Source organism: Actinotignum timonense (genome assembly GCF_002860685.3).
GTDB classification, from domain to species: Bacteria; Actinomycetota; Actinomycetes; order Actinomycetales; family Actinomycetaceae; genus Actinotignum; species Actinotignum timonense.
This window is the reverse complement of record NZ_CP136960.1, coordinates 1,241,954-1,265,099: the sequence shown is the minus strand read 5'-3', so window position 1 is coordinate 1,265,099 and position 23,146 is coordinate 1,241,954. Positions and strand designations below refer to the sequence as shown.

Genomic DNA, 23,146 nt, shown 5'->3' with positions numbered 1-23,146 from the left:
AGCGGGGATGCTGCGCACAGTCAATCATCGTAGGTGTTTTTGCCGGGGACAACAACGCGGTAGCTCACTCATGAGATACGCCACGGCGGGTTTGTGCGGCGTAAACAGCGCTATCCCCTCGGTTTTCCCCGGTATTTTAGCGCTTTCCCCGCCGGCGCTACCGGTCGAGCTTTTGCGCAAATATTTCACCAAGGTCCCCGAGGGGATAGCTGGCAGGCGTGTGACCTGCTGTTTTAGGCACTTAGGGACCAGGCGCGGCCGCGGGCCAATCGCTTGGCTCGCGGCCGCTTCCGGTACTGCCTCGAATGCCGCTTAGCCGCGGTACTTCCGGCGCAGCGCGAAACCGCCCAGGATGAGCGCGGCTGCTCCCGCCATCCCGGTTGCCGCCGCGGCGCCGGTATGCGCGAGCTTGGCCGCGGGGCGCTTGACCTTCACCGTCGGAGCCTTCTGCTCCGGCGCGGGCTTCTGCGGCTGCGGCGCAGGCTTCGGGTCAGCCGGAGCGCCCGGGCCAGCGGGTTCGCTCGGCGTCCCGGGTGTTCCAGGCTGCGGATCCGGGGTACCCGGAACTTCCGGAACCACCGGCGGCTCAGGCGTACCTGGATCACTCGGCTCGCCAGGCGTACCCGGTGTACCCGGAGTCCCGGGCTCCGGGTCGGGACCCGCCGGCGGGTCCGGGTTCACCGGCGGCTCGGGCACGGGGCACGGCCGGGCGGAAATATCGAAGCTCCACTCGGTCTGAGCTCCCGTGGCGAAGGTGTAGCGCTGCGGATCCTTGAGCTGCGCCGTCACGGTGACGCTGCCATCCGCCTCCACCCGGGTGTACTCCACGAAAGCGGATTCCGGAATGCTCACCGTGGCCGGCGTCCCGCAGGTATCTGCCGGAACGAATGTGGGGGCAATCGGGGTGACCGCGGGCTTCTCCAGCGGAGTGGCCGTGCAGGAGGTTGAGGTGAGATCCAGGGTCCAGGTGGCCGTGCGATGGTCCTCATCAACCGTGTAGCTCGCCCCAGCCCCCGGCGTAGCGATGAGGTACCCGGGCTTTGCAGTCGCGGTCACGGTGGCCGTGGTACCGGTAATCTCCGGTTCACCGTAGGTCACGCCCTTAACATTCTCCGGCAGGGTTACCTTCGCCGGTGCCACGGTTCCGCTCCCATCGCAGGGCTGCGGGGCGGTCACCGGAGCCGCGGGCACAATAATCGTGCCGTAGACCGGGGTCAATGTAAGATCCTCGGCCGGCATGGCGAATTTCAGGGCGCTATCGGCGGGATTCGCCTGCGCATTCTGCCCGAGGGCTTCCTTGCTCAACTGCTCCGCGGGAGTGGCCAGTTCAGATACCGTCCACCAGGCGAAGGGCAGATTCTTCTCCCCCGCCGGGATGCTCGGCTGCGCGCTCGTGCTCACCTGGGCTTGCGGCGCGGTGAAAATATGCTGGCGCGCGGTACCTTCCGGATAGTGCTGCGAGCCGGGCTCAACAACCTGGCCGGTCACGGTGCCAGTTTGTGATGTATTGCCGATCTGCGCCACGTAGCCCTGGCCAATCGTCCAGTTCCCGGTGCGCTGACCCTTGTGATTGACCACGAAGCGTGTGCGTGCGGTAGAAGAAACCGGGCTGGTACCTGCCGGGCCGGCCACCTTGTTCCTGTCGAGATTCTCATCCACCGTGAATGCACCGCTAGCAAATTCGGCCAGGGCAAAGGTACCGGGCTTGGTCACGCCAATGCGATCCCCAAATTCGGTATTCGGGCAGGTGAGGTAGGCGCCGTAGCCACCCTCGGTTTGGGCGGTCACATTCCCCGTGCCCAGGAAGCGGCAGGTGCCTTGGCCCGCCGTGAAAATCGCGGGAGCGTTCTTGGCCCCGTTCATCTTGATGAGGCTCTCGCCAGTGCTCGCAAACGTCACCCCGGTGGCGCCGACAACTCCGCCAGCAACATTCGCTGAGGAAGCGGCCACCGTGAGAGTGGCTGCGCCGTCGGCCTTCACCTGCGCCGCGCCGTACACCCCGTACCCTTGCGATTGCGAGGAGGAGGTGACGCTCAGCGCGGAGGTGCCCCCAACGTTGAGGTCTCCCGCGCTGTACACGCCGAAGCTGGACTGCCCCTGCGCCGTTGCCTGCGCCGTGACCTTCGCGTTGGTGATGCTCAAAACGTCGCCGGTGTTATCGGTATCGCCGCCGCCGGCCTGTATAATCGCCGTTGCCGTGGAGGCGTTGGAGCTGGCTTCTACCGTGACCGTGGCGCCCTGGGTGCCGTCGATGCTGAGGTTCTTCCAGGCGTTGATGCCGGTTGCTAAACCGGTTTCGTTGGTGACGCGGGCGATGACCTGAACATTGCCGCCGATACTGAGGTCCGCGGTGCTGCGGATCGCGGTGCTCATCGCGGTGTTTTTATCCCCCGTCCCGCACTTCTCGCAGGTAATATCCCTGCCCACGGCGGTGAGCTTGCCTTGACCCACAATTTCAATCGGCGCACCCGAGGAGTCGAGGCCAATCGAGCCACCCTTGAGCCAGGTCGCGTTCGGATCGCTGTCCTCCAGATTCACCGGGTATTTATTGATGGTGTTTGTGGCATCGAAGGTGGCGTCGCCGTCAAAATCGAGGACGTATTTATAGAGGCCATCCTGGTTGCCGGCGAAATAGAGGGCGTTCGCGGTGTAGCCGCCCTCGCTGGCGGTGAAAACGTTTGTGCCGCTGAACTTGACCGTCACATCGGAAGCGATCTTGCCCGTGTCCACGGACACGCCGCGCTTGTAGGAGTTCGTGGCGTCCTGGACATAATTATTGAACCACAGGGTTTTTGTGGCGGCGTTCCACGAAATCTTGTTATCGCCGGTCACGAAGGACTGATCCAGGCAATACGTCACACTATTGGTGTAGTAACTATCCTGAGCCGGGTAGGTTTTCCCGTCATCCGGCTTGGCGGTGCGGAGGGTACGGCCCGTGCAACTATTGCCGGTCGCGCTCACCACCACCGAAGTCACATCGGCTACCGCATCGGCGGGCACAAAGCCCGCGGGCAGCTCGCTCGCCGGCGCGGGAACTGCCACAGCGGAGGTGACAGCTCCTATTCCAGAACCTAAAAGTACTAACGCAGCTCCGACTGCGACAGATTTTCTCAACATAATGATCCTAACGACATAGGTGCAATCATTATTATAGAATACCTATAGATTGAAAATAATATCGTGAAAGTGAGGCATTTCCCTCGTGGGGCATGGTATGGCACCGGGAAAAGTAAAAACATTGCGCGGGAGTTTCTATAAATATTCGCCTGATGACCAGCGAAAATACAGAGCGAGTGAGGAGAATCGAACTCCCATCATCAGCTTGGAAGGCTGAGGTTTTACCACTAAACTACACTCGCGCAGAGCCGCTTTCGCGAACGCTACCCGAAGAGAATACCACCCCACCCCCAAGAGTTCCACTCCGTTACGCACCCCGGGGCCGTGGGCAGCACCGGCCAGAATCCATTACACTAGGCACGTTGCCTAGGTCGTGCCGCAAGGCCGGTAGGCCGGGAGCATTCAGTTTCCGGCACGCGGCAACGTATACACAACCAGTACGGGACGTGGCGCAGTTTGGTAGCGCACCCGCTTTGGGAGCGGGGGGTCGCGGGTTCAAGTCCCGCCGTCCCGACCGTACATTCTTTCGTTTATTGCAGCCTCGCCATATTTTTATGAACGACGACGCCGCCAGCTGGCAGCGCGCAATTTCCACAAGACCGGACCGACGCGGGACGTATGTCCTTAATTTACGCCAACCAGGCACGGTACTCACGTCAACCCATTTCACCCATCACGCCACCCACTTTCCCGCATGTTTTCACGTATTTCTTGTAAATCTCCCGCGTGATCGAAATTACACAACGCGCCGCCACACGCTCTTCCCATAGGCCATACGTCCCAGTAGATTAGAGAGCGTGGCGCCAGTCACGGCACCGCATTCACCAGAGCGACTCAATGAGGAGAAAACTATGAAGGCTCTTGTCTACGGAGGTCCGGGTATTAAGGAATGGAAAGAAGTTCCTGACCCGCAAATCCAGCAACCCACCGACGTTATCGTCAAGATGGAAGCAACCACGATCTGCGGTACCGACCTCCACATCCTCAAGGGTGACACCCCGGAAGTGCAGCCCGGGCGCATTCTGGGCCACGAAGGAATTGGCCGCATCACCGAAGTTGGCTCGAACGTGACGAACCTCAAGGTCGGCGACCGCGTGATTCTCTCCTGCGTGAGCTCCTGCGGGCATTGCTCCTACTGCCGTGAAGGGATGTACGCCCACTGCATGGATCCCGAAGGTATGCCGGGCGTCGGCTGGATCTTCGGCTACATGATTGACGGCACCCAGGCCGAATACGTGCGCGTGCCCTTCGCGGAAAATTCCGTGTACAAGATTCCGGAAGGCGTGAGCGATGCGGAAGGTATCCTCCTTTCCGATATCCTCCCCACCGGTTTCGAAATCGGGGTGCAGAACGGCAAGGTCAAGCCGGGCGATGTCGTCGCGGTGGTTGGTTCGGGCCCCGTGGGCCTGGCCGCGGTCATGACGGCGCGCCTGTACGGGCCGGCCAAGGTCATCGCCATTGACCTCGATGATAAGCGCCTGGATCGCGCCCGTGATTTCGGTGCCACCCACACGGTCAATAACAGCTCCGCCGATTGGAAGGAGCAGATCATGGCCCTCACCGATGGTTTAGGTGTCGACGTCGCCATCGAGGCCGTGGGTGTTCCCGCCACCTTCGATACCTGCCTCCAGATTGTGCGCCCGGGTGGCCACGTGGCCAATGTGGGCGTGCACGGCAAGCCGGTTGATCTGCCTATCGACAAGCTGTGGATCGCCAATATCAATATTTCTATGGGCCTGGTGTCCACCAATACCCTGGAAATGCTGCTCAAGTTGGTGGCCGCCAAGAAGCTGCCCGCCGATAAGTTCGTCACCCACGAATTCGCCTTCGAGGACATTATGGAAGCCTATGAGGCTTTCGCCCACGCCGCGGATACCAATGCCCTCAAGGTCCTTATCCACTAAAGGAACCTGTCCACTCCAACCAGATCTGTCCTCGGGCTCCTAGCAGCCTTCCCTCGTTTAGTAACCCGAGGACGCATCCCCTACGGCCGGGCGCTCCCGTAAGCGCCCGGCCGTAGGTTTGCTAGGGCGCCCGAGGAGTTTCTCCGCCCCGCTGAGGAGCGCGAGCCCGGCCAGGTCATTGGGCTGGTAGGGAATGGAAAGAAGCCCGCCGTCCAGGGCGCGGTCGGTCAGGAAACTGGTGGAAGCCGCGGTGGCTTCGGGATGGTGCAGATCCCAAACCAGCAGGCCGGCGAGGAGGGCCGCGGCGGTATCCGCGGCAAGGGGCGGGTATCCCAGCCGTTCCAATCCGGCATATCCGGCGCGTAGCGGCTGGGAAATGAGGACCGATTCGGTGCGGGCCATCGGCGCGATGGTGTAGGAAATATCCCGCCCGGCTTCCCGCTCCACGGTGGCGCGCCACCGCCCGATGCGTTTAGCTGCCGCGTAATTAGGGCCCTGGATATCTTGGAGCAGATTGACGACGCCGCCCTGCCGGGCAGGCCGCGCCCCGGCGAGCTTCGCCCAGCTGCGGATCGCCGCTCGGGAAAGCAGCCCACCGGGGAGTTCGGCGGTGCCAGGTAGCTCGGCGGGGCTAGGTAGCTCAGCGGCGTTGGCGAGGTCCGTGCCGCCAGAGAGTTCAGCGGCGCCAGCCGCTGCGGCGTCGTTCCCCGCCACCGGGTAGGCATCCGTGGGGGAACCGTACCAGGCAAAGGCGGCCGCGCTTTCTTCGCCCACCATGCGCAGCACCGCATCCGCTCCCGCTTCCACCAGCACGAACTTATATCCGGGAGCGTATAGGGTATCCACCACCACGAGGTCGCCGGGCAGGGAGAGAAGCCAGCCGGCCACCGCATCCGGGGCCGCGGTCACATCACCGAAGCCCGAGGGAGCAATATGCAGGTCCCCGGCAGCTTCCAGGGCCCGGGCGCGGAGGGTGCGCATACGGCGCGACTCGCTGCGCCCCACTCCCGCCACCCGCGCACCGGTGGCCAGCAGCGTGGGCGCGGGCGAGAGCTCCGCCCCGGCACCGAGCACCGCCACGGTGCGCCCCTCCAGGCGCATCATCTCCGGGTTGTGCACCACCTCGGTGAGGGCCGCCAGCACCCCCGGCTGCACTCGCCCGTTTTCTTCCCAGAGCGCGAGGTGGTCCAGGAGCTCCGTGCCGCTCAGGTACACGTAGTCCCCGCGGGCATCCTGGCGGGTTGCCCCGCGCCGGTGTTCCGGAATCTCCCGGCCTCGGAAGGGCACGGTGAAGGGGCAGGGCACCGTGGTGCCCCGCAGGATTTCGCCCCGTGGTGCCCCGCCGCGCGGGCGCAGTTCGGCGAGCGGCGTGCCGTCATGCAAGGTGAGGGTGCTGTGCACGAAGTCCAGGCCGGCGCGCGCCGCCTGCGCCCCGTGGGCCGGATCATCGATCCGGGTGAGCTGCGCGTAGGGCTCGCGGTAGGTACGGCGCCAGGGAATTGCTTCTTCAAGGGATGCGGCGAGCGCGGCGTCGCCTTCCGCGAAGACTTCTACCATGCCCCGCGAGACCGCGGTGCTCGAGGGTTTCCCCTCGCGGATGGGGAGCACGATGCCGGCCTGCGCCTCGCGTAATTCCGAACTGGTGTAGCGCAGGTGGACGAGGTCGCGCCCGGTGCGTTCTTCCACCACGGCGACGGCGCCTTCCTCCCCCACGGCGCGCAGCACCACCTTTTGGGGCAGCACCACCGGCGCCCGGAAGCTGACCTCCCCGCTGCCCTGCGCATCCCCGCGCAGGCCGAGCTGGCCGCAAGCCCAGGCATCGGTGGCGGCGCCGTGGAGCACCGCCCCGCTAAAGCCGAAGAGGCGCGCAGTGGCGCCCGAGAGGTGGATCGGGTTGATATCTCCCGTCAGGCGGGCCCAATGGCGGGCGTCTTTGGCGGTGAAGCGCCGTTCGGCCAGAGCGTAGGGGGTGGCGTAGCGCAGATGCCCGGCCTCATCCACCCCAAATTCGGTACGGAAGTCGAGAGCGGCGCCCGGCGCGGACGGCGCGCCAGGTGCCGATGGAGCGGGGGCCGAGGATGGTGCGGACGGTGCGCCGCCCTCCGGCCAAACACTGTGCTCGGGTTGCGGTTCTGCCCCGGTGAGGTGCACGGGGCTCCCGGAGCTGCCGCGGTCCAGGTAACGGGCGATTTCCCGGTAACATACTGCGCCGTCGTACAAAATATCCGCCGCGACGCGTAGCGCCGTTCCCTTCTCATCACGCTCGAAACTGGCCACCCACGCCCGCACCGTGAGAGGGCGGCCGAAGGGGACGGGGCTGAGAATCTCCCACCGTAGGTCGGTGATCACGGCACCGGTGGCCACCAGGGGCAGGCGAGAGTCGGCAAGAATATCGAGGGTGGGGCCCAGGCACAGCTGGTGTAGCAGGGCAGCCGGGGCGTGGCCGCCCACTCCCCCGCCGGCGAAACGGGCGATGCCTTCTCCCACGGCGCGCTCGGCGACCGCGTGGACTTTCACCCGCGGCAGCTCGTCAGCCTGAGGAACGGCGCGGCGGCTGAGTTTTTGGCGGGCCGCGGCGGCGAGGATGGCGGCGTAGCGACGGGTTTGCATGGGGACCCCTTTCGTCGGTGTCCCTTCCATTCTAGGAAATGAGCTGCCCGCTGCTGCCAGCAACTACCCCGCAAGATAAAAAATACCCCCGTGAGGAATCCTCACGAGGGTAAGCAAGCTTGAGCTTCCCGCGGACTTAGTCCGAGAGCAGACCCTTCTTGTAAGCCTTGGCCAGCTTGCGCGGGATGCGCACTTCGCGGCCCCGCACGCGGACGGTCTGGAGCTCGGTGAGCTCGGCCTTCCACTGGGAGCGACGAGAGCGGGTGTTGCTGCGGGACATCTTGCGCTTAGGTACTGCCATGTCAACCGCTCCTCTCTACTTTCCGGGCCGCCCTGCGCAGCCGCTACGAATCTTCGTGAATATCCGCGCCGGAACCGGCACTTCAATAACACACAGCGAATGAGTCTACCTCATCACCTCCCCGCCGCGCCAGATGGCGCGTGTGAGATATCAAGCATCGCCGCGCCCCGTAGGGGGGATGGTGCGGCACGGTGCACCCAGCGGTGATGAGACAATACCGATATGTCGGATGTGCTATTAGAGGCCGGGGCGCGCTACGAAACCGAACTTGAGATCAAGCGTTCGCGTTTTATCACGGTGCTGGCGCGGGTTGCCACGGAGGCGGAGGCACGCGCCGTGATTGACGGTGAGAAGCGGCGCTTCCCCGATGCGCGCCACCATTGCAGCGCTTACGTGGTCTCCGTTCTGGGAAGCGCTCCGATCCACCGTTCTTCTGATGACGGCGAGCCCTCCGGCACCGCCGGGCGCCCCATGCTTGATACTCTCCTCGGCGCGGGCATTACCGACGTCGTTGCGGTGGTGACCCGATATTTCGGGGGAACCCTGCTGGGAACCGGTGGCCTGGTGCGCGCATATTCGGATTCCGTAACCCAAGCGCTCGGCCAAGCCCGCATGGTGGAACGGCGCGTCGTGCCCCGTTACCGGGCTTTCCTCCCCCATTCCGATGCCGGCAAATACATTGCTGCCCTTTCGGGCGCCGGCTTCACCCCGGAGATGGACTACCGCGACCACGGTGTTGAACTGCATATTTCCACGGAGCGCGGCGCAGCCCTGGCCGCTATGATGGCAGAGTTATCCGCGGGGAATGTCGGCGTCGAACAAATTAAGGATGCGATTATCGAGGTCCCTCTACCTGGATAAACATGACGACTCGTCTATAGCGCGTTAAAATAAACAAAAACGGCCACATCGTGCTGCGCCGTATCGACATACGTCAACCACTGAATACGGTGATGCCATGAGAAGCCCCCTGCGGTCACACAAGAAGACCGGCCCTAAACCGACCTTTACTGCCGATGAAGCAATCGATGCAGTTTTCGACATCGGTTTGGATCGATTCACGCTCGGCCAGGTTGCCGAGAAGCTCGGTGTGGCTACATCCGCTCTCTATCGCCTTTTCAAAAGCCGCGAAGACCTCATGGAAGCATGTTTGGCGCGTGTTTCGAGCGAATATCCCCCACCCGAAGGGGATAGTGCGGATGCGTTGCTGCGCGATTATGCGAATAAAGTGTGGGAGCTCATGGATACTCACCCGGGACTCGATCTGCTTTTCGTGCAGTTCTCCGCCACCTCGCGTTTTATCGCCCCGCACCTCAACGCCCTTATTAATGCGCTCGAAGATATCGCCGGCTGGGATGTGGAAATCGGGCTGCTGGCGGTGGATACCGTTACCAATATCATTATGGCCACGCACGCCGCGGCGGCGTCATTCAATAACGTCAAAGATGATACCGATATCGCCCAGCCCACCCGCGGAAATATTGTGTTGTTCTCCCGCCTGAAATGGCGCGACCGGGCCAACCTCGATACCAAACTCGATTTCCTCATTCCGGCTTTCGCCGCGGAGGCCGAACGGCGCGCGCAGGAATCAGGCACCACCACGCGCGGCTAGCGCGCCGTCCGCGCACCGTACCCGCCGCTCCGGTTTCCGCAAGAACACTCCGCCGCGCCGGGAACGCGCGGCTAGCGCGGGCATTTGCCCAGCTCTATCCATATCTCGGGCCACGGCGCGCCGCGCGCGCTCCAGAAAATACGATGGAGCGGCGGGAACAATATGGCTCGCAGCGGCGTTAGCGTACCCGAGGAGGAAAATATGACCATTTTCAACGACGCTACTGAACTAGTGGGGCACACGCCCCTCGTCCGTATCAATAAGCTCGCGGAGGGCAGCTCCGCGGAAGTCCTCGCCAAGCTTGAGTTTTACAATCCCGCCAACTCGGTGAAAGACCGGGTGGCGGTGGCCATTGTCGACGCCGCTGAAAAGGCCGGTGCACTGCGCCCCGGCGGCACCATCGTGGAGGGCACCTCCGGGAATACCGGGATCGGCCTGGCCTGGGTGGGCGCGGCGCGCGGCTACAAGGTTATTTTGACGATGCCGGCTTCCATGTCGGTAGAACGGCGCATGCTGCTGCGCACTTTCGGGGCGCGCCTGGAGCTGACCGATCCGAAGGAAGGCATGCGGGGCGCCGTGGCGCGCGCCGAAGAAATCGTGGCAACTACCGAGAACGCGATCCTGGCCAGCCAGTTCACGAACGTCGCCAACCCGGCGATCCACGAAAAGACCACCGGTGAGGAAATCTGGGCGGATACCGAAGGCAAGGTTGATTACTTCGTTGCCGGTATCGGCACCGGGGGCACCATTACCGGTGCGGGCCGCGCGCTGCGCCGCCACAACCCGGACGTGAAGATTATCGCGGTGGAGCCGGCCGAATCCCCGCTGCTCTCCGAAGGGCGGGCCGGTTCGCACGGCATCCAGGGTATCGGCGCGAATTTCGTGCCTGAGGTTCTCGACACGGAGCTCTACAACGAAGTCATCCCGGTTCCCACCGCGAAGGCTCTTGAGGTGGCCCGCGCGGCTGCCACCTCGGAGGGCCTGCTGCTGGGCATTTCCGGAGGCGCCGCGCTCCAGGCCGCCCTCGAGGTGGCGGGGCGCGAGGAAGCTGCCGGCAAGCGCATCGTTGTGATCATCCCCGATTTCGGTGAGCGTTACGCCTCCACTCCCCTTTTCGATCCCTACCGCGACTAGTGGGAGGTACCGGTACGACGGCGCAGGCCAACCTGGCGCGGGGCTATACGCCCACGGCGCGGGCGGCCGGCTAGAGTAGGTCCTATGGGTTTATCTCGAGCACTCCGGCTCATGCGGGAAGATATTGATACGGCGCGCCGGCGCGATCCGGCGGCGCGTTCCCGCCTGGAAGTGGTACTGGCTTACTCCGGCGTGCATGCCGTGTGGGGGCACCGGGTGGCACACGCGATGTGGGAGGCGACGCCGCGGCTCCGGCTGCCGGCGCGCCTCCTCTCCCAAGCCACCCGGTTGCTCACCGGGGTGGAAATCCACCCCGGCGCCCACATTGGCCGCCGTTTCTTCATTGACCACGGCATGGGTGTGGTGATCGGGGAAACCGCGGAGATCGGCGATGATTGCATGATCTACCACGGGGTGACCCTGGGCGGGTCATCAGCCGAACCGGTCAAACGCCATCCCACTTTGGGAAATGGTGTCATGGTGGGGGCAGGCGCAAAGATACTAGGCCCTGTTCACATTGGGGACGGTTCCCAGGTGGGCGCGAACGCCGTCGTCGTTCATGATGTGCCGGCGGAAGCGACCGCGGTGGGAATCCCCGCGCGGGTACGCACCCCGGCCCATCACGAACCACTCATCGATCCGGCGATATATATTTAGGCCGCTTGAGGCGCCTTCGTACTGCTTTAGGCGCCTTCGTACCGCGCGATCTGATCGATACGGCGCTGGTGGCGCTCATCTTCACTGAAGGGCGTCTCCAGGAAAAGCTTGACCAGGTTCCAGGCTTCTTCCTGGGTATGCTGGCGCGCGCCGATGGAAATGACGTTGGCGTTATTGTGTTCGCGCCCGAGCTTGGCCGTATCCTCATTCCAGGCGAGGATGGCGCGCACCCCGCGCACCTTATTCGCGGAAATCTGCTCGCCGTTCCCGGAGCCACCCAGCACGATGCCCAGCGACCCGGCGTCATCTACAACGCCCTGCCCGCAGGCAATGCACGGGGCGGGGTAATCATCGAGCGCATCGTAAGTTTTTGCGCCGTGGTCAACAACTTCGTAGCCACTTGCTTCGAGCATCTCCACCAGGAATTCCTTGAGCTCGAAACCGGCATGATCTGTTCCAATATGTACTCGCATGCAGCAATCCTATCCTATTGTGCCGCTTGTCACTTTTACTTCGGGGATGGTGCAGCGACGGCGCCCACGGGGCCAACGGTGCATACGGCGCCCACGGTGCGCCGCGACGGTGCGGCGGCGCGACGGCGCCACTAGCACGAGCCCGGCGGGAACGGGAAGCTGCGCCCGTGGCGATGCGCTATTTAAAGTGTCGTAGGCGTCCACTACCCTGGACACATGACTGATACTGCTTTGCATGCCGTGCTTTCGGGCGCTGATACTTCGGTGCGCCCCCAGGATGATCTTTTCCGTGCCGTCAATGGCACCTGGTTGCGTGAAAAGGAAATTCCGGCCGATCAGGTGTCGGTGGGTTCCTTTATCGATCTGCGCGATGAAGCTGAGCTCCACGTGCGTGAACTCATTGAGAAGGCCGCTGATGCGGCGGGCGCCACCTCTTCGGAAACGGCCGCGGATTCCGCGCCGGGCGTTCCGGCGGAATCGCTGGCGAAGGTTGTGGCCCTCTACCGTTCATTTATTGATACCGCGGCGATTAATGAGAAGGGCACCGCTCCCCTCGCCGCTGATCTCGATCCGGTAGCTAGTGCGAAAACAAAGGAAGATCTGGCCCGCGTGATCGGCGCGCTCATGCGCACCGGGGTGGATAGCTTCTTCGGGGTGGATGTAGCCCCCAGCCTGGCCAATCCCAATGTGAACGAATTTTCCATCGGCCAGTCCGGCCTGGGCTTGCCTGATGAAGCCTACTACCGCGAAGCGCAATTCGCTCCCATGCTGGATGCTTACCGGGAGTTTGTGCCGCAACTAGCCCAGCTGGCTTTTGATGAAGCGGCCACCCAGCCCAGCCCCGCCATCACGGCCGCTTCCGCGCGCGTTATCGATGTGGAAACGAAGCTCGCCGCCGCGCATATGAGCCGCACGGATGCCCGGGATATGGATAAGGTCAATAACCCGATGTCCTTCGCGGATTTCGTGGCCTCGGCCCCGCAATTCCCCTGGGCAAGCGCGCTGCGCGCTATCGGCTATGACCCCGATCAGCTCGGCACCATTATTGTGACCACCCCGCAAGCGCTCCAGGCTGCCGCGCAGCTGTGGGAAGAAACCCCGCTGGAAACCTTGCAGGAATACACCCGTTGGCGCATTCTGCTGGCGCGTGCCTCCTACCTGCCCGAAGTGATCGACGCGAAGAATTTTGATTTCTACGGCAAGGTGCTGGCCGGCACCACCCAGCAGCGGGATCGTTGGAAGCGCGCGGTGCAGCTGGTCAATGGCGTGCTCGGCGAAGCGGTGGGCCAGCTTTACGTGGCCTCCTACTTCCCGCCCGAACATAAGGCAACCATGGATCAGCTGGTCGCGGATCTCCTGGATGCCTACCGCTTGTCCATCCGGGGCCTTGACTGGATGAGTGAGGCCACCAAGGAGCGCGCCCTGGCCAAGCTGGATACTTTCGCCCCGAAGATCGGCTACCCCGATAAATGGAAGGATTATTCCTCCATGCAGATCGGCACGGATCTGCTGGCCAATATTCGCGCCGCCTGCGAATTTGAGGTGGAGGAAAATATCGCCAAGCTCGGCAAGGAAGTTGATCGCAGCGAATGGCATATGAATCCGCAAACGGTCAACGCCTACTACAACCCGCAGTGGAATGAGATCGTATTCCCCGCCGCTATTTTGCAATGGCCTTTCTTCGAGCAGGATCGCGATGCGGCCTTCAATTACGGAGGTATCGGCGCGGTGATCGGCCACGAAATCGGGCACGGTTTCGATGACCAGGGCTCGAAGTTCGATGCGGATGGCTCCCTCAACAACTGGTGGACGGATGAGGACCGCGCCGAATTTGAGAAGCGCACCGCGGCTCTTATCGCGCAATTCAATTCCTATATTCCGGCCCAGTTGAATGGGGATGAGGCCTTCCACGTCAACGGTGAGCTCACCCAAGGTGAAAACATCGGGGATTTGGGCGGCCTGTCCATCGCGCTCAAGGCTTATGAGATTCACCTGGAACGCGAGGGCCTCACTCTGGAAACTGCCCCCGTGCTTGACGGCTACACCGGCGCGCAGCGCGTCTTCCTCTCCTTCGCCAAGATCTGGCAGGGCAAGAACCGTGACGAATGGGCGCGCCAGCTCATCGCCATCGACCCGCATTCCCCGTCCGAATTCCGGTGCAACGGCACGGTGAAAAATATCGACGCCTTCGCGCAGGCTTTCGGCCTCGAAGAAGGCGACGGCCTCTACCTCGCCCCGGAAGAACGCGTGCGTATTTGGTAAAAGCGCTCTTTCGCGCATACGGCATTCGCGGGCGCGGCAATCGCGCATACGCACTATTCCGTATGCACGGCCCAAATAGTACGACGACGGCGCTAACGCGCGCCTAGTTGCCACGGCGTACCGGCGGCGGAGCGCCGGACTGACCAGGCCACCTATCCATGACATCTGTCATGAAGAATTGGTGATGCATGGCAGTTCCGGCGCACCGCCGCCAATTTTTACACTGATGGCATGAACACAATACCCGTGGCCAACTCGGCCCACCCGGCCCGGCCGGATCAAGCGACGCCCCCAGCCGGCACCGCACAGCCGGCCACCGCGATGCAGCCAGACGGCACCGCACAGCCGGCCGCCGCGAAGCAGCCAGACGGCACCGCACAGCCAGCCGTTTCCGCTCGCGCCCTCAGCCGTCATTTCGGGAATGTGCGCGCCGTCGATAATATCGACCTCGGAATCGACACCGGGGAGATCGTGGCGCTCCTCGGCCCCAACGGTGCCGGGAAAACCACGCTCCTCGATATGGTGCTCGGCTTCACCAAACCCAGCCGCGGCACCCTGGAAGTTCTCGGCCAGACTCCCGGTTCCCCGGCTCTCACCGGGCACATCGGGGCCATGCTGCAGACCGGTGGAATGCTCCGTGATCTCACCGCCGCGGAAACCCTCCGTTTCCTCGCCGATTGCCTCCCCTTCCATCTCCCGGTGAGCGACGTTATTGAACGCGCCGGCATGAGCGACTTCGCTTCCCGGAAAATCGCGAAATGCTCCGGCGGGCAAATTCAGCGCATCCGCTTCGGTGCCGCCCTGCTATCCGACCCAGAGCTGCTTATCCTCGATGAGCCCACCGCGGGGCTGGATGCCACGGCGCGCCGTGACTTTTGGGAGCATATTCGGGCCGACGCCGCTCGCGGGCGCACCATTATTTTCGCCACCCACTACCTCCAAGAAGCCCAGGACCTCGCCGAGCGAGTCATCCTCATGAATAACGGGCGCATCGTGGCGGACGGGAGCGTCGCGGATATTACCGCCCAGCAACGCCACCACCTCACCGTCACCTGGAATCCGCAGGCCGCCATCTCTCCGGAAGAACTAGCCCGGCGCACCGGCGCCGACACGGTGGCACGAGACGGCGACCTCGTGCGTTTCACCGTGGCTGATTCTGATCGGCTTGCCGCAGTGATTCTCAATGAAGGCCTCGGCTCCCATCTCCAGATTTCTGCCGCCAGCCTCGAAGATGCGTTCTTCAGCCTCACGGCCTCCCCGCACACCGATTCGCCCGCCGCCGCGGCACCCGAAGGAGCCCTCTCATGACCACCCTCATAGCCAGCCCGGCTGCGCCTCGTTCCCGCACTAATATCTTCTTCTCCTATATCCGCCACGAGCTCTGGCGAAATCTGCGGATGGTGGACTCCCTTATCTTCCTTATCGCCCTCCCCCTCGTGATCTTCGCGGTTTTCGGAGTGGCCTCACCGGGAACGGACAAGCACATTCCCGGGGGCACCATCGCCGCCTACGTCATGGTGAGCTTGGCCCTCTACGGGGCGGCCACCGCCGCGACATCCATGGCGGGCGCCGCCGCCGTGGAGCATGACAGCGGCTGGGGCCGCCACCTGGCCCTGACCGGCATGCGCCGCGGGGATTACTTGGCGGGCAAAATCATCGTCAGCCTCCTCATTGCCTGCCTCCCCATCGGCGCGACCTTCCTCCTCGGAATCCTGACCACCGCGCAATTTGATACCCCCGGAATCTGGCTCGCGAGCGCCGGGCTGTGCCTGGTGGGCGTCTTCCCCTTCGCTTTCTTCGGCCTTGCCGTTGCCCTGGCGCTCCGCAGCGAAACCGCGGTGTCCATTGCCTCCGGTGTGGTGGTGCTCCTCGCTTTCCTCGGTAATCTCTTTATGCCACTGAGCGGATCCATGATGGAGCTGGCCCGGTACACGCCCTTCTACGGGGCGGGCGTGCTGGCGCACTGGCCTCAGAACGGGGACGTGATTATTACCGGTGCTTTCGCCACGCCGGGTATGCCGGAGGCCCTTCCCACTGAATCCTTCGCCTGGGCGATTGGAAACGTGGCGGTGTGGACGATGATTTTCGCGGCACTGGCGCTCGTGGCCCTGCGCCGTTCGACGGTGCGGCGCTAGAGTACCGCGCTAAGATATGGCTAACGTGCGAGCACATCAGCAGGCACGGGCAGCGGCCGCGGAGGAACTTCGCGGCCGCTATGCTCATGGTATGGCCCCGTCCCCCGCCGCTCTTTCAGCAGGCTCAGCCCCGTCCCCCGCCGCTCTTTCAGCAGGCTCAGCCCCGTCCCCCGCCGTCTCAGCGGTCAGCGCCGTCTCAGCGGCCACCGCCGCCCCGGCCACCGCCGCACCGTCTGCCTCCGCAGCATCGCCCTCCAGCCATTATTTGAACCGCATGTGGCGCACCGCCAACCAGATACCGGCGGCCCCGACCACCCACCGCGAGCGCCTGACTATGCTCTTCGGCAGCGGGATCTGGCTCATCTTCCTGGTCTTTCCTTTCGCTGGAGTTCTCTTAACACCAAGTCTCACTCCACTTGAGCGCGGCCTCGGTTACGCGGGAATTTGCGGGTTTGGACTGACGTATATTCTGATTTTCCAATTTCCGGATATGCGTCCCTCCTGGCCCCGCTGGGTGTCCCTCACGTTATGGAGCATTCCGCTGCTTGCCTGCGCGGCACTTATCCGTCCTTTCCCCTTTGGCTTCGCTTACACGGCACCCTTCGTCGCGGCAGTATGGATTTTTTCGCTCCCGCTCATACCCGGGATTCCGTGCGGGCTTGTGTGTTTCGCGGGCGGAGCGGCGGCCCATATCTGGGCACCGTATGATTTCGTGTGGGCAGCATTTCTGGGCAGCATTATTATCCCGATGATCCCCATTCTCATCTCGCGGTTGCTGGAAGAATTTGCCACGCGGTCGGCGCGGATGCGCGCGGAGCTCATCCTTTCCGAGCAGCGTTCTGAACTGGCCTCCGTCGTCCATGATGTGCTGGGCCATTCGCTGACCGCCATCACCGTGAAAACTCAACTGGCCGCGAGATTATTGGAGAGCAATCCGGAGGCGGCCCGCGCTGAATTAGAAGACAGTCTCAAAATTTCGCGCAATGCTATCGACACGGTGCGGGCCACCGTCACCGACCTGCGCCAGCCCACTCTCGACGTCGAACTGGATTCTGCTTACGCACTGCTCCGTTCGGCGCGTATCACCGCGCATTTCACGCCTCCCCCGGAACTTCCCCTCCTCACCGCCCAGCTTTTCGCGTGGGTGGTGCGCGAAGCGGTCACGAATACGGTGCGCCATTCGGGTGCGCGCAATTGCACCATCACTATCGAGCAGAGGGAGACTGGCGCGCGCTTGCGGGTGGAGGACGACGGCGTAGGTATCCCTACGGGGGCTCCGGCAGGTACCGGGCTGACCGGTTTGCGCGAGCGCGTGGAGGCTGCCGGTGGAACACTGGCGATTAGCCGGCTGGAACCGGGAACTCGCGTGGAGGTGGTCTTATGAACGACGGCGCACAAGTAGATGGCGGTGCTGCCCCCGCCACCAACTCGCACGTGGGCAACGGTGCGGCTACGGGGCACCGCCGCCCCATCCGGGTAGTGATCGCCGATGATCAGCGGATGGTGCGCGAGGCTTTGGCGGCGCTTCTCAACCTGGAAGAGGATATTGAGATAGTCGCGCAGCTGGAAGATGGCAGCGCCGTCGTTCCCACCGTTGCGGAAACCGGTGCCGATATTGCGCTCCTTGATATTGAAATGCCCGGCGTGGACGGAATCGCAGCAGCGCAGGCACTGCAGGCGGCGGGGGCCGGCTGCGGCGTCGTTATTGTGACGACCTTCGGGCGTGCCGGGTATTTGCAGCGCGCCATGGCGGCCGGAGCGCGCGGTTTCGTGGTGAAAGATGCGCCGGCTGAGGAGCTCGCCGCGGCGCTGCGCACCGTTGCCGGCGGCGGCTACGCTATCGATCCGCAGTTGGCCGCGCAGGCCTTGCAGATGGGGCCCAATCCGCTCACCGAGCGCGAGGGTGATGTGCTGCGGCTGGCGCTCAGCGGGGCGACCGTGAAAAGCATGGCCGCGCAGCTGTATCTCTCGCAGGGGACGGTGCGTAATCACCTGTCCGCCGCTATCGGGAAAACGGGGGCGAGCACCCGCACCGAGGCGGCGCAGCTCGCCCGGGCCCGCGGGTGGATCTAAACGTGCACCCGCGGGCGCATGGCGCACCGGTGCAGAGCTAACCGTCACACCGGTGCGCAGCTACCAGCACACCCGCGGGCGGAACTACGGCAGCTGAGCCGAGGAGCAAGCTCGGCGGCTAGCTAAAAATTGGCCCCGTGGTACGCGAGCGCTTGAGCTCGAAGAAACCGGGGGTGCGAGCCAGGGCGAGGCAGCCATCCCAGAGGGCGAGGGCGGCTTCACCGTGCGGGGCCGGGGAGATGACGGGGCCGAAGAAGGCTGCGCCGTCGAAAGAAATAATGGGCACGCCGACTTCGTCGCCGACGAGCGCCAGCCCGGATGCGACGCTGTCACGCAGGGCGGCGTCGTAATGGGCGGCGTCGTTCAAATATTCGCTACCTTCGCCGAGAGCCGCGAGCACTTCGGCAAGAATCTCGCGCCCCACGGGGCGCCGGTCTTCGTGAATAGCCTGGCCCAACGCGGTGTAGAACTCGCCGAGCTTCTCGTTACCTTCCAGCTGGGCGATTTTCATGGCGACGAGCGCCGTTTCGCGCCCCTCCTCCACGTGGGCGCGGTACTCCTGCGAAATATCTTTGCCCTCATTGAGGATCGCGAGGGAGAAAGGCCGCCACGTGACGGCGAAATCACGGGCGGTGGCCACCTCGGTGACCCAGCGGGAGGTAATCCACGTCCACGGACATGTTGCATCAAACCAAAATTCAACCTGAGTGCTCATGGTTCTATCCAAGCGTGAAAACGGGCGCCGTGGGCCGCCTCGCGCCATGAGCGAAACTGGAACGGGGCGCAAACGGTGCGGCAACGGCGCGCGAACGGTGCGGCTGAAAGCGGGCGTTGCGGGCAAGGGCGCGCCAGAACCGGTAGGATTTCACGTAAATTGTGCTGAAAGCCAAGGAAAGGAAGCTTGATGGCCGGGACTAATCTCACCCGCGCAGAAGCTGCGGAACGCGCGCAGATCGTAGCGACGCAGAATTACCGCATTGAACTTGATCTGACCACCGGGGAGGAAACTTTCGCGGCGGTTACCGAAATTGATTTTGAGGCCACGCCGGGTGCCGATACGTTCCTCGACCTCATCGCGAAGTCGGTGGAGCGCGTGGTGCTTAACGGCGCGGAGCTCGACCCGGCCAGCTACCAGGATTCGCGCCTGCCGCTGCCCAACCTCGCGGCGCAGAACACGGTGCGGGTGGAATCCACCCAGTACTACTCGCGCACTGGCGAGGGCCTGCACCGCTACGTGGATCCGGCCGACGGCGAGGTCTACCTCTACTCCCAGTTTGAGGTGGCGGACGCGCGGCGGGTCTTCGCGAATTTTGAGCAGCCTGACCTCAAGGCGAATTTCACCTTTACGGTGACCGCGCCGGAGAACTGGAAGGTGTTTTCCGTGTCCCCCACCCCGGAGCCGGTGGCCTTGGGCGAAGGCAAGGCGCGCTGGGATTTCACGCCCACCGAGCGCCTATCCACCTACCTGGTGGCGATTGTGGCCGGCCCCTACGAGGGTGTGGAAGGCGAACCCTTCCATTCCATCGACGGGCGCGATATTCCGCTGGGCGTATACGCGCGTAAGTCGCTGGCTCCCTACCTGGATGCCGATGAGATTTTCACCATCACCCGCCAGGGCTTCGAGTATTACGAAGCCAATTACGGGCATCCCTACCCGTTCCGCAAGTACGACCAGGTGTTCTGCCCGGAATACAATGCCGGCGCCATGGAGCACCCGGGCCTGGTGACCATTGTGGAAACCTATGTATTCCGCACCAAGCCCACCGGCGCGATTATCGACCGGCGCACCATCACCATCCTGCACGAACAGGCCCATATGTGGTTCGGTGACCTGGTCACCATGAAGTGGTGGGATGACCTGTGGCTCAACGAATCCTTCGCGGAGTTCATGAGCCACCTGGCCGCCGCCAATAACACTCGCTGGAAGGATGCCTGGACCACCTTCCTCGCCTCGGAGAAGACCTGGGCGATCCAGCAGGATCAGCTTCCCTCTACCCACCCGATTGCCGCGGATATTCGCGACCTGGAAGATGTGCTCGTCAATTTTGACGGCATCACCTACGGCAAGGGCGCTTCGGTGCTCAAGCAGCTGGTGGCGTACGTGGGGCAGGAACAATTCCTGGCCGGGGTGCGGGCCTATATTGCCAAGCACAAGTGGGGCAATGCCACACTCACCGATTTGCTCACCGAGCTGGAAGCTTCCTCCGGGCGTGACCTCAAGGAATGGACCCGGGTATGGCTGGAGGAATCCGGCGTCAATACCCTGCGGCCCGAAGTGGAGGCCAGCGGCGGGGTTATCGACCGGCTCACCGTGGTCCAGAGCAACGACGCGAACTCTTCGCTGCGCCCGCACCGTATCCGCATTGCCGGCTACGACCTGGACGGGGACGGGCTGCGCTGCGTGAAATCCGAGTGGGTGGATATTGCCGGTGAGCGCACCGAGATCGCCTCCTTCCAAGGTGCTGAGCGCCCCGATCTTATTCTCCTCAACAGCCAGGATTGGGGCTACGCCAAGATCCGCTTCGATGCTGATTCCTTCCGGGTGGCGCTGGAGAATCTCGAGAAATTCGATAACCACCTGGATCGCTCCGTGGTGGTCTTCGCGGCGATGGATATGATGCGCGACGGCGAACTCGACGCCCACACCTACGCCGATATTGCGCTGGCGGTGCTGGCGGATGAAACCGATGGCACCGTGCTGCGCGTGGTGCTCGGCTCCCTGCATTCCGCGGTGGAGCTCTACTCCAACCCGGCCACCCGCACCGAGTTCGCGGCCGCCGTTTCCGAGCGCATTTTCGAACTGGCGCTCACCGCGGCACCGGGTTCGGATCGCCAGCTCCAGCTCATGGGTGCGGCGATGCGCCGGGCCGTGAGCGAGGAGCAGCTCGGCCTTATTGCCGGGTGGCGCGACGGCGTGGCCGTTCCGGAAGGGTACGACGTCGATCAGGAAGTCCGCTGGAATATCCTCATCGCCTTGGCGGCTAACGGGCGGGCCGATCAGGCCGATATTGACGCTGAGTTCGCCCGCGATTCTTCCTCCTTCGGGCAGATTTTCGCGGCCCAGGCCGAAGGAGCGTTGCCCGACAGCGCGGCCAAGGAAAAGGTCTGGGAAGAAATCGTGCATCCGGAAACCAATACCCGCCAGCGCAATCTCGCCCTGGGCACCGGGCGTTCCTCCGCCGAAAGCGTGCGTGCCTACGCAGAGAAGTACTTCGCGGTGGCCAAGGACATGTGGGATAACAATTCGGTGGAAATCGCCTCGAATATGCTCGAGTACGCCTACCCGGCTCAGCTGGCTGGCCGTACCGACCTCGGGGTGGATCTGCTGGCCCTCGGCCAGGAATGGCTGGCCACCACGGATGCGGCGCCGGCCTGCCGGCGTATCGTCTCCGAAGTGGTGGACGGCACCGCCCGCGCGGTGCGCAACCAGGAAGCCGACCGGAAGGCTGGGAACTAAAAGTTACGCGCTAGCCACGTAGCTGATTATTCCGATACACAAGCGGTGCGGGAACTCGCCATGGGTTCCCGCACCGTGGCATTTAATCAGCCCGCTCCGGCTACCCCAAAACTGAAACTATCCTGGATATTTTTATCATCACATTTCCTAATATCCTTTTATTACTTCGCTATAAACTTGTGGTGCAAACCGTCATATTCAAAGAAGAGGAAGACACCCCGATGAAGCACCCGAGTTACCTGGCCGTTGCCGCCGCCGCAGCCACCGCCATGTTCATTCCAGCCGCGGCGCTCGGTGCCCCGGCCACATCCACCAGCCTGACGAGTAATCTTTCCCGCGCCGGTGCGGATACGAACAGGGATAAGGCCGCTGAGGAGAAGGCCACCGCGGAAGCGGAACTGGCTCGGGTCACCGCTGATCTGGCCGCTGAAAAGGCGAAGGTTCCGAGCCTTGAAGAAGACCTTGCCGCCGCGCGCCAGCGCCTCGCGTATCAGGAAGCTCCCCTCGCTCCGCTGCGTGCGCAGCAGCAGGAATTGAGCACCGAGTGCGGCAAGATCGGCCCCGCCATTGCTAGCCAAGAGAAGAAACTGGCGCAGCTCCAGGCCACGCTCAAGGAAGTTCAGGAAACTGAATACGCCACGATTGATGAGAAAAATGCGCTGGTGGTCAAGCGCACGCAGATGCAGCAGGCCGGCGCGGATGTGACGGAAATCAGCGCGCAGATTGACGCGCTGGAGAAGAAGCTCGAGCAGCTGCGCACCCAACAGCAGCAGCTCAATACCCAGATTTATACGCTCAAGCCGCTGATCGAAGAGCTGCGCGGGGCGCAGGCGCAGTGCCCGGCTATGGAGGCCGAGCTCGCCCAGCAGATCAAGGATGCGGAGGCCGCGGCCGCACCGGCGCGCGCCGAGGTCGCCGAGAAGGCGAAGTCGCTCGAGGCGGCGCAGGCCCGCGTGGCTACGCTCACCGAGCGCGTCGCGGCGCTCGAGAAGAAGATCGCAGAGTTGAATGAGGTTCTTGCCCGCCCGCTTCCCGCGCAGCCGGCGCAGCCTTCCACGCCAGGTGTTACGACGACGCCGCCAGCCGGCCCCGTGGCAACTCCGGCTATCACCGGTGCTCCGGCTGCGCCCTCTGCTCCTGCCGCCCCGGCAACCGCCGCCCCCGCGGCAACAAATACGCCCGCCGTAGCCACGGCTCCCACCGCAACAGCAACACCCAAGGCCAACGCAGCCAAGCCGCAACTGGCCCACTCGGGTGCGGAGCTGGGCAGTGCCATTGGCGCGGCAACGGTGCTCCTCGGAGCGGGCGGGGCGCTGGCAATCCGGCGGGCGCGCAACTAGGCACCAGTCCCAACGTCTAGCAGGAAAGCTACATTCCTCGCATACAGGCCGAAGCGGCGGATACCCACCGG

At 63.5% G+C, this 23,146-nt stretch carries 17 protein-coding genes and 2 tRNA genes; 13 read left to right on the top strand and 6 right to left on the bottom strand.

Annotated elements, in window-relative coordinates:
• Window positions 1-312: 312 nt before the first annotated feature.
• Entirely contained in the window at window positions 313-3,042 is a 2,730-nt protein-coding gene (locus CYJ17_RS05215) for a hypothetical protein (protein ID WP_101657593.1), read from the bottom strand.
• A 246-nt stretch (window positions 3,043-3,288) separates the two neighbouring features.
• Window positions 3,289-3,359 (bottom strand) — tRNA-Gly (locus tag CYJ17_RS05210).
• A gap of 198 nt (window positions 3,360-3,557) precedes the next feature.
• Here CYJ17_RS05210 and CYJ17_RS05205 point away from each other — a divergent pair.
• Window positions 3,558-3,631, top strand: a tRNA-Pro gene (locus CYJ17_RS05205).
• A gap of 337 nt (window positions 3,632-3,968) precedes the next feature.
• Window positions 3,969-5,021 carry a zinc-dependent alcohol dehydrogenase family protein gene (locus CYJ17_RS05200; RefSeq protein ID WP_087071036.1) on the top strand — a complete coding sequence of 351 codons (1,053 nt, stop codon included), beginning with the start codon at window positions 3,969-3,971 and terminating at the stop codon, window positions 5,019-5,021.
• Between the two features lie 57 nt (window positions 5,022-5,078).
• Here CYJ17_RS05200 and CYJ17_RS05195 read toward each other — a convergent pair whose 3' ends face one another.
• Together CYJ17_RS05195 and rpmF are read right to left on the bottom strand one after the other, a co-directional pair.
• Window positions 5,079-7,631 (bottom strand): MaoC family dehydratase, encoded by a 2,553-nt coding sequence (locus tag CYJ17_RS05195; RefSeq protein ID WP_159455028.1) that lies wholly within the window; start codon window positions 7,629-7,631, stop codon window positions 5,079-5,081.
• 136 nt (window positions 7,632-7,767) lie between these two features.
• The gene (rpmF, locus tag CYJ17_RS05190; RefSeq protein WP_016442420.1) at window positions 7,768-7,932 is read right to left on the bottom strand and encodes a 50S ribosomal protein L32; all 165 of its coding nucleotides are present in this window, start codon (window positions 7,930-7,932) and stop codon (window positions 7,768-7,770) included.
• Window positions 7,933-8,154: 222 nt separating this feature from the next.
• Between rpmF and CYJ17_RS05185 the strand changes: the two genes are divergently transcribed.
• From CYJ17_RS05185 to epsC, 4 genes are all read left to right on the top strand, one after another.
• The gene (locus tag CYJ17_RS05185; protein WP_087071038.1) at window positions 8,155-8,793 is read left to right on the top strand and encodes an IMPACT family protein; all 639 of its coding nucleotides are present in this window, start codon (window positions 8,155-8,157) and stop codon (window positions 8,791-8,793) included.
• Between the two features lie 97 nt (window positions 8,794-8,890).
• Window positions 8,891-9,544, top strand: coding sequence for a TetR/AcrR family transcriptional regulator (locus CYJ17_RS05180; RefSeq protein ID WP_087071039.1), 654 nt, complete (start codon window positions 8,891-8,893; stop codon window positions 9,542-9,544).
• Window positions 9,545-9,745: 201 nt separating this feature from the next.
• Window positions 9,746-10,678, top strand: coding sequence for a cysteine synthase A (gene cysK, locus CYJ17_RS05175; protein WP_101595237.1), 933 nt, complete (start codon window positions 9,746-9,748; stop codon window positions 10,676-10,678).
• Between the two features lie 84 nt (window positions 10,679-10,762).
• Entirely contained in the window at window positions 10,763-11,335 is a 573-nt protein-coding gene (gene epsC, locus CYJ17_RS05170; RefSeq protein WP_087071041.1) for a serine O-acetyltransferase EpsC, read from the top strand.
• Between the two features lie 26 nt (window positions 11,336-11,361).
• Here epsC and CYJ17_RS05165 read toward each other — a convergent pair whose 3' ends face one another.
• A complete protein-coding gene (locus CYJ17_RS05165; protein WP_087071042.1) occupies window positions 11,362-11,808 on the bottom strand; it encodes a ribose-5-phosphate isomerase in 447 nt (148 codons plus the stop codon).
• A gap of 216 nt (window positions 11,809-12,024) precedes the next feature.
• Here CYJ17_RS05165 and CYJ17_RS05160 point away from each other — a divergent pair, with 216 nt between their 5' ends.
• The 5 genes from CYJ17_RS05160 to CYJ17_RS05140 all read left to right on the top strand — a co-directional run bounded on the left by CYJ17_RS05160 (window position 12,025) and on the right by CYJ17_RS05140 (window position 18,278).
• Complete coding sequence (locus CYJ17_RS05160; RefSeq protein ID WP_087071043.1) at window positions 12,025-14,070, top strand: M13 family metallopeptidase; 2,046 nt, start codon at window positions 12,025-12,027, stop codon at window positions 14,068-14,070.
• A gap of 231 nt (window positions 14,071-14,301) precedes the next feature.
• Window positions 14,302-15,378: an ABC transporter ATP-binding protein gene (locus tag CYJ17_RS05155; protein WP_234984526.1), complete on the top strand. Its 1,077-nt coding sequence runs from the start codon at window positions 14,302-14,304 to the stop codon at window positions 15,376-15,378.
• Window positions 15,375-16,205 carry an ABC transporter permease gene (locus CYJ17_RS05150; RefSeq protein WP_087071044.1) on the top strand — a complete coding sequence of 277 codons (831 nt, stop codon included), beginning with the start codon at window positions 15,375-15,377 and terminating at the stop codon, window positions 16,203-16,205. Before CYJ17_RS05155 ends, CYJ17_RS05150 begins: the two co-directional genes overlap by 4 nt.
• A gap of 712 nt (window positions 16,206-16,917) precedes the next feature.
• Entirely contained in the window at window positions 16,918-17,589 is a 672-nt protein-coding gene (locus CYJ17_RS05145; protein WP_180948888.1) for a sensor histidine kinase, read from the top strand.
• A complete protein-coding gene (locus CYJ17_RS05140; RefSeq protein ID WP_087071046.1) occupies window positions 17,586-18,278 on the top strand; it encodes a response regulator transcription factor in 693 nt (230 codons plus the stop codon). The genes CYJ17_RS05145 and CYJ17_RS05140 overlap by 4 nt, the downstream gene beginning before the upstream one ends.
• Window positions 18,279-18,396: 118 nt before the next feature.
• On the opposite strand, the gene CYJ17_RS05135 is transcribed toward CYJ17_RS05140, so the two are convergent.
• The gene (locus CYJ17_RS05135) at window positions 18,397-18,993 is read right to left on the bottom strand and encodes a mycothiol-dependent nitroreductase Rv2466c family protein (protein WP_087071047.1); all 597 of its coding nucleotides are present in this window, start codon (window positions 18,991-18,993) and stop codon (window positions 18,397-18,399) included.
• A 189-nt stretch (window positions 18,994-19,182) separates the two neighbouring features.
• Here CYJ17_RS05135 and pepN point away from each other — a divergent pair, with 189 nt between their 5' ends.
• Complete coding sequence (pepN, locus tag CYJ17_RS05130) at window positions 19,183-21,735, top strand: aminopeptidase N (RefSeq protein WP_087071048.1); 2,553 nt, start codon at window positions 19,183-19,185, stop codon at window positions 21,733-21,735.
• A 182-nt stretch (window positions 21,736-21,917) separates the two neighbouring features.
• Complete coding sequence (locus tag CYJ17_RS05125; RefSeq protein WP_143231895.1) at window positions 21,918-23,075, top strand: hypothetical protein; 1,158 nt, start codon at window positions 21,918-21,920, stop codon at window positions 23,073-23,075.
• The last annotated feature ends 71 nt before the right edge of the window (window positions 23,076-23,146 follow it).

Coding starts and splice junctions, on each gene's coding strand:
- CYJ17_RS05155 (WP_234984526.1), top strand. CDS start 14,302: ATGAACACAATACCCGTGGCCAACTCGGCCCACCCGGCCCGGCCGGAT.
- CYJ17_RS05185 (WP_087071038.1), top strand. CDS start 8,155: ATGTCGGATGTGCTATTAGAGGCCGGGGCGCGCTACGAAACCGAACTT.
- CYJ17_RS05135 (WP_087071047.1), bottom strand. CDS start 18,993: ATGAGCACTCAGGTTGAATTTTGGTTTGATGCAACATGTCCGTGGACG.
- CYJ17_RS05200 (WP_087071036.1), top strand. CDS start 3,969: ATGAAGGCTCTTGTCTACGGAGGTCCGGGTATTAAGGAATGGAAAGAA.
- CYJ17_RS05195 (WP_159455028.1), bottom strand. CDS start 7,631: ATGCAAACCCGTCGCTACGCCGCCATCCTCGCCGCCGCGGCCCGCCAA.
- epsC (WP_087071041.1), top strand. CDS start 10,763: ATGGGTTTATCTCGAGCACTCCGGCTCATGCGGGAAGATATTGATACG.
- rpmF (WP_016442420.1), bottom strand. CDS start 7,932: ATGGCAGTACCTAAGCGCAAGATGTCCCGCAGCAACACCCGCTCTCGT.
- CYJ17_RS05165 (WP_087071042.1), bottom strand. CDS start 11,808: ATGCGAGTACATATTGGAACAGATCATGCCGGTTTCGAGCTCAAGGAA.
- CYJ17_RS05180 (WP_087071039.1), top strand. CDS start 8,891: ATGAGAAGCCCCCTGCGGTCACACAAGAAGACCGGCCCTAAACCGACC.
- CYJ17_RS05160 (WP_087071043.1), top strand. CDS start 12,025: ATGACTGATACTGCTTTGCATGCCGTGCTTTCGGGCGCTGATACTTCG.
- CYJ17_RS05140 (WP_087071046.1), top strand. CDS start 17,586: ATGAACGACGGCGCACAAGTAGATGGCGGTGCTGCCCCCGCCACCAAC.
- CYJ17_RS05150 (WP_087071044.1), top strand. CDS start 15,375: ATGACCACCCTCATAGCCAGCCCGGCTGCGCCTCGTTCCCGCACTAAT.
- cysK (WP_101595237.1), top strand. CDS start 9,746: ATGACCATTTTCAACGACGCTACTGAACTAGTGGGGCACACGCCCCTC.
- pepN (WP_087071048.1), top strand. CDS start 19,183: ATGGCCGGGACTAATCTCACCCGCGCAGAAGCTGCGGAACGCGCGCAG.